The sequence below is a fragment of the Nostoc sp. FACHB-190 genome, assembly GCF_014696905.1.
Lineage (GTDB): Bacteria > Cyanobacteriota > Cyanobacteriia > Cyanobacteriales > Nostocaceae > Nostoc_B.
In genome coordinates this window covers 1-9048 of record NZ_JACJQW010000085.1, presented here as the reverse complement: position 1 = coordinate 9048, position 9048 = coordinate 1, and the positions used below count along the sequence as shown (strand labels likewise).

Here is a 9048-nt window from a genome sequence, read left to right as displayed (position 1 = left end):
GCGGTTGTTGGTTTCCGAAATAATGGCAGAGAATTTCAGATTGAGTTTAAGTCTGGGCGGCTGGATTATGCCAAAGCCAAGCAACTCGCCAAACCGGAGTTATGAGAATGCGATCGCCCTACTGGATACAACTTCAATGGGCGATCGCGATCGCACTCAGCATAGTGCAATCAATGAAAAATTCACACAATCTTAACAATCAGTGCAGATACGGGCGATCGGCACTCTAATTAGGGCTGCAACTTCCGCATTTACCATGCAGAGTGGTTAATCCGGTATAAATTGTCCTGTGCATTGCTGTACTTGTGCTGAAACGTAGGTACAGCAAGGTTTAGCCTGCGTGAAGATATGCGTGTTTTACATAAAACTGGAAGATATGCCCGATTGATAATTGTCATATTGTCAGCCCAGTAAAACCAAATTTACTTTTATGGGAACAATCAAATATGACCTTAAAAAAACATCATGGCGATATCTACTATCAATGAAGCCAAACCAATTGTTTTGAAGTTGGATATTAATAGTACTTCCAATGTTTACCCTATTTTTACTGATAATGATTTCAGTGTTGATACCGGAACAGTCATCAGTGAAAACATTTTTGTCAAAAATCTCAAGGCTTATGTGAAAATTAGCAGCCTACCAGAAGCGAATCTTCCAGACATCACGCTAGAAGATAGCAACACACAAGCCTTGTACAAATCACTAAATACAGAGTGGAATTCAGCCAGAAAACAACTAGATTTATTAGTATCGGAAGATTCTATTAATTGGCATCCTGTAGGGTCAATCAGCTTGCTTAACCCGGCGGGGTATCCTTACCGGGTGTACAACATCATGGACTTGTACACCCAAAATTTAGCCATTGAATTAGGTAAAAATGGCAGATTAGGAGTACAGCTAAAAGATGTAGGATGGGGGCTGCTTCAGACTGGGGATACTGTGACAATTCACGGTAGCTACATCAAAGAGATTTGCATTGATGATAGTCCCGCCCCAATCAATAATTCTGTTCCGTTTAATAAAACCGTCAATAATGAAGTTTCTACAATACTGAACGCAAACCCAAATAGAAAGAATGTAATTATTTCAAATGAATCGGATGTCAACATTTATTTAGATTTAGGAACATTGCCATTTATAGGCAAAGGAATTGTATTAAAACCCTACGGAATCTTTCAATACTCAACGCAAGAAATTAATTACAAAGGCGTGATTACTGCAATTTCAAGTTCAAACTCAGTTGTTTCTGGCATTGAACTATCTTAAATGAATGACGAAGCTGATTTTAAAATGCCTTACCGCATTGTAGGTAAAACAGATTTAGAAATAATGCGGGATAAATATCAGAGACTACACAACAATTCTTATGGATTAATTGTGAGATTTAGAAATGGTACGCCAGCAGCGACAGCCGAGACAGAGAAGACCACCTGATAACGATGGCTGGGAACCGCCACAGCAAGCAGAGTCGCCATTACCAGGACTTGAGCCTGTTGGCGGTGGATTTTATGCAACTCCAGATCAGCCAGTCTCACCCTTTGATTGCAGTCGCTGGCCAGACAGTCCCTATTGTGGTGGCAATCCCTTTACTAGAGATTTTGTTGATTTTGGCTTGTCGAAAATTCAGGATGAGTGCAATATCGGCGTTCAATTTGCACCATCACTTGGTTTCATCAAATTACCAATTTATCAATTTGTTTATCGCTTCCCTGGCGATTGCCGACTCCCACCGCCACCAAGGAAACCAGAAAGAAACGAGGTCGTTCCTACTATCCCCCCTAAAAATATATGTGAGGGCGACGATTTTCTCGGACTTTTGTTAATGAAGGAGTCAATTAGCAGAGAATTGTATTGGGTTCCCAATACCCAAAAAAACGAATTTAGTGGAGAACGTACCACAATCTATCAAACCGTTTTAATAAAAGCCTCCAGAGGACAAGGGGAAACATTCTTTGATCCACTTCTTCGCAGGGAAGTATCTGTTAGGGCAAAAATTACCCTTGGGATAAGTTTTTCTTACTATGATGACTTTGAAGATATAGACTATGAAAATTCTTGGGAAGAAGACTTCATTATTACCAGTCAAGGGGTAGGAAGCGGCAACTATGCGGGCAACTACTTAAGGTTTCAGGTAAGTAGTGAGCTAGGCAGAGTCTACTATTCCTACGGAGATTTTGTAGAGGGATGTAATCGGTGGGGTAGCAGGAACATTTATGAAAACCGCCAAAGCGAAGAGATAGAGATCGTTGAATTTAGAGTTCCCTATATATTTTGTGAAAACACACCCAATCCACCACCACCAAAAGACTGTGAATGTATGTGCCGTTGTAACAACGATTCCAATAATGACCAACTGTTAAGACTGATATTAAAAAGAATTGGCCCATTACCTGCTTCTGTACCAAATAGCTTGGTTAAGAAAAATAGCGGAACAAGACAAATAGAAAGTCTAGCGCAATACATTGCCTACTCTGTTATTCAAACCAATGCCCAATTTGGGCAGTTCCCACAAGAGATAAAAATTCAGGATGCAGACCTCACCCAAGAAGGTGATCAACAGCAAACGGTTACAATGCCCAATCTAGCAGAATCAATTGCTGAAATAGTGGGATTGCTTTTGGTGCTACGCAGCGAATCAGCCGCCAATTTAGTAGCGACCGTAAACGCAATGATTGAAGCTGGCAGCGCCAAGCAATCGGCTATTTTGGCTAGTGATTATGGGGCTGCTAATGCAGAATTTCTTGGGTACAAAGGTAAACAAATCGAGCGTCAAGTACCGTTTACTTTTATTCCCGGTGAAACACAACTTGATAAAATGCTCAAACCTGGGGAACAGAAGGTAAAAGGCTGGGAAAATGACGACAAGAACGACCTCAACGACTTGATCGCCCCAATATTAGAAATGGCTGCTATGTACAGGGCTGCTAATTTCCGCAACATTGGCACAAGTAGCCCTCTAGAAAAAATCAAAGATGTTCTCAAAGGTGCGGTAAAACTTTCAGATGCAGTTGACACTTTTGTTAAAACTCCGCCACCGCCAGACCCAAACAACCCAGACGCGCCACCGCCACCACCTAAAAAGAGCGACTGGGATGAATTTGTGGAGAGTGCCGAAACAGGATTTATTTCTAAACCAGGGATAACCGACAATTTACACCCTTATGACCGACCACTAGAGCAAAGACCAAAAATCCGGGAATTTGGTACAGACACAAGTGAAAGCACCTAAATTAAACATCAGCTTTTGTAATTGCATTCTCTCCCCAATCTTCGCGTAGTAGCCAAAGCCTTTCGTCAAATATTTGTTGGCGCACTTGTACATCGGTATATCCCAATTCTTGCATCAAGCGTTTGATAAGTCTGTATTGGGGTACGTAGTGATACGGTTGTTTAATTCCGTATCTCTTTTTTCGCCAACGCCTACGCATAGTGCGTTTGCTGGTTGTACAGAGCAATGGATAAATAATTAATTCCATCGTTGATCATCGCTTTTTGAGGCGTTTTTTTCTGGCTAGTTTAAGTCTCGTCTTTTTTTGGACCCCTAGGGGTCTAAATGCCATTTTTGAAAATCATTTTTTAAATGATAACTGCTAATTAGATTTTTATTAGTTGGTTTAAAGTGCTTATTGTAACTAGGATTTCCGTTACGTTTATGTCTGTATTTCTGCTGGCGACAGTCGTCAATAGCGTCGATTACTGTTGATTGAACAAGTGGAGATTCAGCTATTTATGCCTTCTTATACTCGCGGTAAAAAGCGTTCAAATACAGTTTTTGTAATAGTTAATGACTTAATGTACTTTGGTTTTAAACCCAAAGATTTAACTTCTCTTCCAGGCATAACAACAGCAGATGTAACTGCTCTAGGTCACGTACAGCCAAACGCAGTTGCAGCCGGAAGAGTGAAAATAATTGGAGCTAAAGCACCTAATCCTCCTAGAGTTTTGAAAAAGACTGGTGCGCCGACTGGGCAACAGCAATCTGTTTCTACATTTTGTGGATATAACAACATTGGACTAGCTCAAGCAGCAGGTTGGACTTTATCAAAAAGTCGCACGGGTGTAAGTTTACGCGCTCCAAATTCACCCAGGCAAAGCTTAACTGCAATTGCTGAGTTGAGCGATGGTACCTTGTATTGCTTCCCAATGAATAAAGCTGATTTTGAATCTTACGGTGCAGCACTGGGTTTAAAGAACTCGACAAATATCACTACTGACACTGAACGCAGCAAGCTTGTGAGCGGGGCTTCTATCCCTTACCCTGGAAGGGCTGCAATACTTTTACCTAGTGGCTCAACTTTCTCTAGTTTCTTCTCGACAGGCAGTCAGGGTAGTGCTTCTGAAGCTGGCTACGACATTTTATCTGAAGAAAAAATCTTAGCTAGTGCGCCAGCTAACAACAACTAATGACACTGCCAATTGAAACTGAGGCAGGGTTAATCCTGCCTGGGCATCCTTTTTTTGATCAGTATCTCTACAGTTCACTCCCTCCCGGCTGGCAGAATAATTTCAACTCTGATTTTGCATTCGTAGCCCGTGCTGGGAGTGGAATTCTAGAAGTAGTGACCGAGGATGAACTAGCGGAATACTGCGAGGGTGGCGAATACGACCAGCTACTAGAGGAACGCGGCGACGATGACGACTGTTACGGATGATATTGGCGTTTGGAATAACCTCGGCACAGTGGAAGCGGTTAAAAAACAGTGGATTAAGCTCCCTAATACCGCCACTGGTGCAAATGCCACCATCCGAGCATCATTCATCTGCAACGATTGGACGAAACTTTCTAGTTACGTTTTGGTTAGACCCCGATATAAGACTGCAAACAGTGACCAAACTGGGAATGCTATAAGGGTCTATCCTTCCTCTACTCCCGTGATTTTTGAAGTCCCAATCCCTCAAGACTTACAAGAGCGGTCTGTTTACTTTCGAGATTTCGAGGTTTACAAAACTAGCCGCCGCCGTTCCCGGTACATCGGCGTGACCCCAGATGCCAATTTACAAGTGAAGTTGGAGGAACTATGGGGTTAGCCGATATTGTTGAATCAGCTTTAGAGTCAAGGCAAGTCCGTTCCGCCATTGGTGAGCGAAAATTCAAAAGTTCTTTTGAAGACAAGCAGACCACCCAGCAAGGGGAAAACAACATCATCTCTTGGATCTGGAATGCTGGTAGTAGACTAGTTGGTTTTCTGGTTGCCAATATTGGCGGGCTAATTAATTTCACGCTTTCGGCTGCTTGGGGTTTGTTTACCAGCACGCTCCAGTTCATCTGGAATTTTGACTGGAATATGTCTGACAAGACTATCGACCAGCAAATTCAACAAGCCTGGGATAATTTGGGGGGCTTGCTTGGTGGAACTTTAGGTAATTTGGTCGGTTACTTGGGGTGCGGTGTTCTTCCCGGCGCTACCATCCTGGCTTTTAATGAACCTTTAGGTGCTTACGTCCTCGAAAATGTAGTCGAAGAATTAGCCGATGAATTTTTAGCTAATTTAGCTAATTTGGTGCGGTACACCTTTGTTAGCGCGACTCAATCGCTGCTGCTTTGGGGTTTTAAAAATATCCGCAAATTCATTAAGTCAAATGTCGGCTTGGTTCAGCGCCTATTCGGTGATAAAGCAGAGAAAGCTATTAAGGCTTGGGGGGCGGAGGGAAGTAAACCTTGGAGTTTTGCGATCGCGGTTGATAATGCTGTTGAATCCATCCCTAATACTTTCTTACGAAATTTCGTTGAGGAATTTTTAGAGGAAGCATGGGACGGGTGCGTAGAGGCAGGGTACGTCGTCACAAATTCGGTTGAGTCTTTCTTAGCTGCTGAGAAACTCAGACAACAGCAACTACCCCCGATGGGTAAAACAAAATATGTGGAAATAACCCCTGACAGAAGCATTGATGACCAAAAAATCATTCTCGCAGGACCACAAGAAGCACTCAAGCCGGTGATTGTGCAAACGCTGACCAATTACCAGTTGATGGAGTACAAAGACATCGGTACTTTTGTAGGTTCACCCGTTGACGAATATCTGAGAGCCAAACCCAGAAGCTTAACCCTGATTGTGCAGTTTTTCAGTGTCCAAACTCCGCCTTGGACAAAACGAAACGGGCAGGACAGACTGGTTAGCGGAACCTATGTAGTCCCTGAAATCGACCAAACCAAGCTTGACTGGGAACGAATTAAATTAGCCTGTGGCGGTGCTAATGGCTATATGTATGGGCGGTATCGCGCGTTCACAGTTCTCGACAACGGGAGGGGGATGGCTTGTTTTGGGCAATCTGGGGACGAAGCAGAAGACAGGCTACGCGCACTAGCCGCACTAAGTAAAGGCGAAATTACCAAGAAACCAACTATCAGCGAAGACAGAACGGAAGATGTAACGGGTAGCTACATTAAACAACCAGTTAGGGTTTACCCTGCCTACTTCACGATTTTGAATCAATACCGGGTTCCTGGTGCGGCTGGTTCTGGGATACCTATCAACGGTAAAAGATATATCCGCAAAGATGAACGGATAGATTTATGGACTGATACCAAACCGATTAATTTTGAGGAAATTATTTTAGAACTCCTCAAGAAACCCGGCGCAGACACATCACCCAATTAATAGAGAAATATGGAAATTATTTTGCCTCAATTCGATATGGAAGAAGCCATAAAATCGGCTTGGCAAGCTAATCAAGCCAAAACTGAAATCATTAATAGTGACAGACAGAAGGCTTTAGAAACCGCCATTAATGCTTTGACAGGGCAATTCCAAAAAGAACTTGATACTTATTTAGATAGTGTTATCCAGTCGTCTTTGAAAATCAAAATTGTTCCACCAACCCAATTATCAATCTTTGAAGTCTACGCCAGGCTTGATTATTTATCGACAGAAATCAAGCTTAAACGTGATAGCCAAAACTGGGAAATTACTATTAATGAAAAAAGCATAGTCATACCTCCAGACTTGTTGAGACAAACTTTGCTTTTAGAACTAGGCAAGCTCAAGAACGAAGGTTGATTTAACAAAAAATATTGGAGTGTATTAAATAAATGCCTTTATCTAATCCCTCGGTTGTAACGGTAAGCACCCCGACTAGTAGCACCAGTACGCCCAGCAGCGTCAGTGCTTCAACTACAAGTATTTCGCTTTTGGCTTCAAATAGTAGCCGGAAGGGTGGAACGATTTGGAATAGAAGTACGGCGAGATTATATATAGAATTTGGGGTTACAGCTTCTACAAGTGCTTTTACCGCCATGCTGGAAGCTGATGGATATTACGAAATTCCTTTTTCTTACACAGGAACTATTTCGGGCATTTGGGCAGCAGCGAACGGTAATGCTTTGGTGAGGGAGTTGACGTAGTAATGCCTTTAACAAATCCCAACACCACAGCACTGCAAAAAGCTAATAACCTGAGTGACTTGGCTAATGCTGCTAGTGCTTGGCTAAATCTAGGAGCGGCTCAATCGATTGGGGCAAATGGTTGGACAAGACTACCTAGTGGCTTACTTTTACAGTGGCAGACAGTAAGCATTCCAAGCCAACCTTATACAGGCGGGTTGGTTTATTTTGCTGTAACCCCTTTTCCAGTAGCCTTTAATACGGTTTATGCCGCTTTTGCTTGCCAAAGTGGCGGCTCTTTTAATAATAATGGCTTTTCTATGGGTTTCAGCACGACACAATCGACAATTTCTTACCAATTTTCTAGCTCAGTTAATACCAGTATTAGTTTTCGCGTTTTTTCTATAGGAATTTAGTTATGTATTATGTTGTCTTTGATTCTGATAATAAGATTAATGGTTTCTTTCATGACCAGCTTAATAGCTTAATTCCTGAATCTGCAATTCAAATCAGTGATGAAAAATGGCAGGAATTAAGCTCAAATCCTGAAAGGTACAGATTGCAAGATGGACAGATTATTTTAGTATCTGAAATTCTGCAAAGTGAACCCATTCCTCTAATGAATTGGGCTGAATTCAATCGAAATATGCAAGCTAATGCTGCATACAATCAATTTATTTCTGATGCGGTTGATAAAGATGTTGTACGTAGACTTGAAACTTTAGCTATTACTTTAGGCGTTACTAATCGCCAAGATTTTAATTTAGGTGATTTGATATTCCTTTGGAATATGGTTTTAGCATCAATTCCTATTGAAAATCGTCCTTCTGTATCTGCTGTTGGCGAATGGAATGAAATCGCCAACAACTGTTATATGACTTTTGAATTTATGCCAGATGCTTCTATGGCATCAAAACAGGTATGAAAATTGACGTTAACAATGCTTTAACTGTTTTTTCTCTTCTGTTTATGCTATTTGGGGCTGTCTACAGACTCGCCCAGGTAGAATCTAATATTAATGCACGTATTAATAGAGTTGAAACAACTGTTTTGGCAGCAGTTGATCAACTCAAAGACAGCGTTAACGGACGACTTTACACAATTGAGAAAAATTTAGATGTTCATCTGACTGAGTACGAAGGCAAAAAGGAACATTACGACTACCGAATACATACCTTCGATACGCAATTAGAACATAAATTTAATCGGCTTAGGGGATTGATAAAGCAGCTTTCCGGCTTTCTCAACAAGGAATCCGGCTTTATTCTCCGAGACGATGAGTACTAATAACCCTCTGGGGATTCACTCTAGTCAGTTACGGAATGAGTAGCGGTTGAGTAGCGCGATCGCTCCCTGCGATCGCCAAAAAACAGGGTTAAAACAGTCAATATGAGTAGCAAATGAGTAGCAGATAATTGCAGAGATGCTCAAAAGCTTGATTTTAAAGGCGAAGGTGATACTTCCCAATGGTAAATGCGGAAGTTGCAGCCCTAATTAGAGTGCCGATCGCCCGTATCTGCACTGATTGTTAAGATTGTGTGAATTTTTCATTGATTGCACTATGCTGAGTGCGATCGCGATCGCCCATTGAAGTTGTATCCAGTAGGGCGATCGCATTCTCATAACTCCGGTTTGGCGAGTTGCTTGGCTTTGGCATAATCCAGCCGCCCAGACTTAAACTCAATCTGAAATTCTCTGCCATTATTTCGGAAACCAACAACCGC

The 9048-nt window shown here is 42.0% G+C and carries 15 protein-coding genes; 13 read left to right on the top strand and 2 right to left on the bottom strand.

Features of this window, described 5'->3' with window-relative positions:
* From H6G28_RS35700 to H6G28_RS35685, 4 genes are all read left to right on the top strand, one after another.
* Window positions 1-196: hypothetical protein (locus H6G28_RS35700; RefSeq protein WP_206758279.1), on the top strand; the 196-nt coding region annotated here is incomplete at its 5' end.
* A gap of 269 nt (window positions 197-465) precedes the next feature.
* Entirely contained in the window at window positions 466-1269 is an 804-nt protein-coding gene (locus H6G28_RS35695; protein WP_190677988.1) for a hypothetical protein, read from the top strand.
* On the top strand, window positions 1270-1437 hold the full coding sequence (locus tag H6G28_RS35690) for a hypothetical protein (protein ID WP_190677984.1): 168 nt from the start codon (window positions 1270-1272) through the stop codon (window positions 1435-1437).
* Complete coding sequence (locus H6G28_RS35685; protein ID WP_190677981.1) at window positions 1394-3232, top strand: hypothetical protein; 1839 nt, start codon at window positions 1394-1396, stop codon at window positions 3230-3232. The genes H6G28_RS35690 and H6G28_RS35685 overlap by 44 nt, the downstream gene beginning before the upstream one ends.
* 1 nt (window position 3233) lies before the next feature.
* Here the strand turns inward: H6G28_RS35685 and H6G28_RS35680 are convergent, their stop codons facing one another.
* Window positions 3234-3431, bottom strand: a complete 198-nt coding sequence (locus H6G28_RS35680) for a hypothetical protein (RefSeq protein WP_190677977.1) — start codon at window positions 3429-3431, stop codon at window positions 3234-3236.
* A 301-nt stretch (window positions 3432-3732) separates the two neighbouring features.
* On the opposite strand from H6G28_RS35680, the gene H6G28_RS35675 reads away from it, so the two are divergent.
* The 9 genes from H6G28_RS35675 to H6G28_RS35635 are packed head-to-tail and all read left to right on the top strand — an operon-like array spanning window position 3733 to window position 8611.
* Window positions 3733-4407 carry a hypothetical protein gene (locus H6G28_RS35675; RefSeq protein ID WP_190677974.1) on the top strand — a complete coding sequence of 225 codons (675 nt, stop codon included), beginning with the start codon at window positions 3733-3735 and terminating at the stop codon, window positions 4405-4407.
* A complete protein-coding gene (locus H6G28_RS35670; RefSeq protein WP_242049315.1) occupies window positions 4407-4655 on the top strand; it encodes a hypothetical protein in 249 nt (82 codons plus the stop codon). Before H6G28_RS35675 ends, H6G28_RS35670 begins: the two co-directional genes overlap by 1 nt.
* The gene (locus H6G28_RS35665) at window positions 4636-5031 is read left to right on the top strand and encodes a hypothetical protein (RefSeq protein WP_190677972.1); all 396 of its coding nucleotides are present in this window, start codon (window positions 4636-4638) and stop codon (window positions 5029-5031) included. The genes H6G28_RS35670 and H6G28_RS35665 overlap by 20 nt, the downstream gene beginning before the upstream one ends.
* Window positions 5022-6602, top strand: coding sequence for a hypothetical protein (locus H6G28_RS35660; RefSeq protein ID WP_190677969.1), 1581 nt, complete (start codon window positions 5022-5024; stop codon window positions 6600-6602). The genes H6G28_RS35665 and H6G28_RS35660 overlap by 10 nt, the downstream gene beginning before the upstream one ends.
* A gap of 9 nt (window positions 6603-6611) precedes the next feature.
* Entirely contained in the window at window positions 6612-7001 is a 390-nt protein-coding gene (locus tag H6G28_RS35655; RefSeq protein ID WP_190677966.1) for a hypothetical protein, read from the top strand.
* Window positions 7002-7033: 32 nt separating this feature from the next.
* Window positions 7034-7345, top strand: coding sequence for a hypothetical protein (locus H6G28_RS35650; protein ID WP_190677964.1), 312 nt, complete (start codon window positions 7034-7036; stop codon window positions 7343-7345).
* Between the two features lie 2 nt (window positions 7346-7347).
* Window positions 7348-7740: a hypothetical protein gene (locus H6G28_RS35645; protein WP_190677961.1), complete on the top strand. Its 393-nt coding sequence runs from the start codon at window positions 7348-7350 to the stop codon at window positions 7738-7740.
* A 2-nt stretch (window positions 7741-7742) separates the two neighbouring features.
* Window positions 7743-8249 (top strand): hypothetical protein, encoded by a 507-nt coding sequence (locus H6G28_RS35640; protein WP_190677958.1) that lies wholly within the window; start codon window positions 7743-7745, stop codon window positions 8247-8249.
* Entirely contained in the window at window positions 8246-8611 is a 366-nt protein-coding gene (locus H6G28_RS35635) for a hypothetical protein (RefSeq protein ID WP_190677955.1), read from the top strand. Before H6G28_RS35640 ends, H6G28_RS35635 begins: the two co-directional genes overlap by 4 nt.
* Before the next feature lie 241 nt (window positions 8612-8852).
* On the opposite strand, the gene H6G28_RS35630 is transcribed toward H6G28_RS35635, so the two are convergent.
* Window positions 8853-9048 (bottom strand): hypothetical protein (locus tag H6G28_RS35630; protein WP_206758279.1); only part of this gene is annotated, 196 nt, incomplete at its 5' end.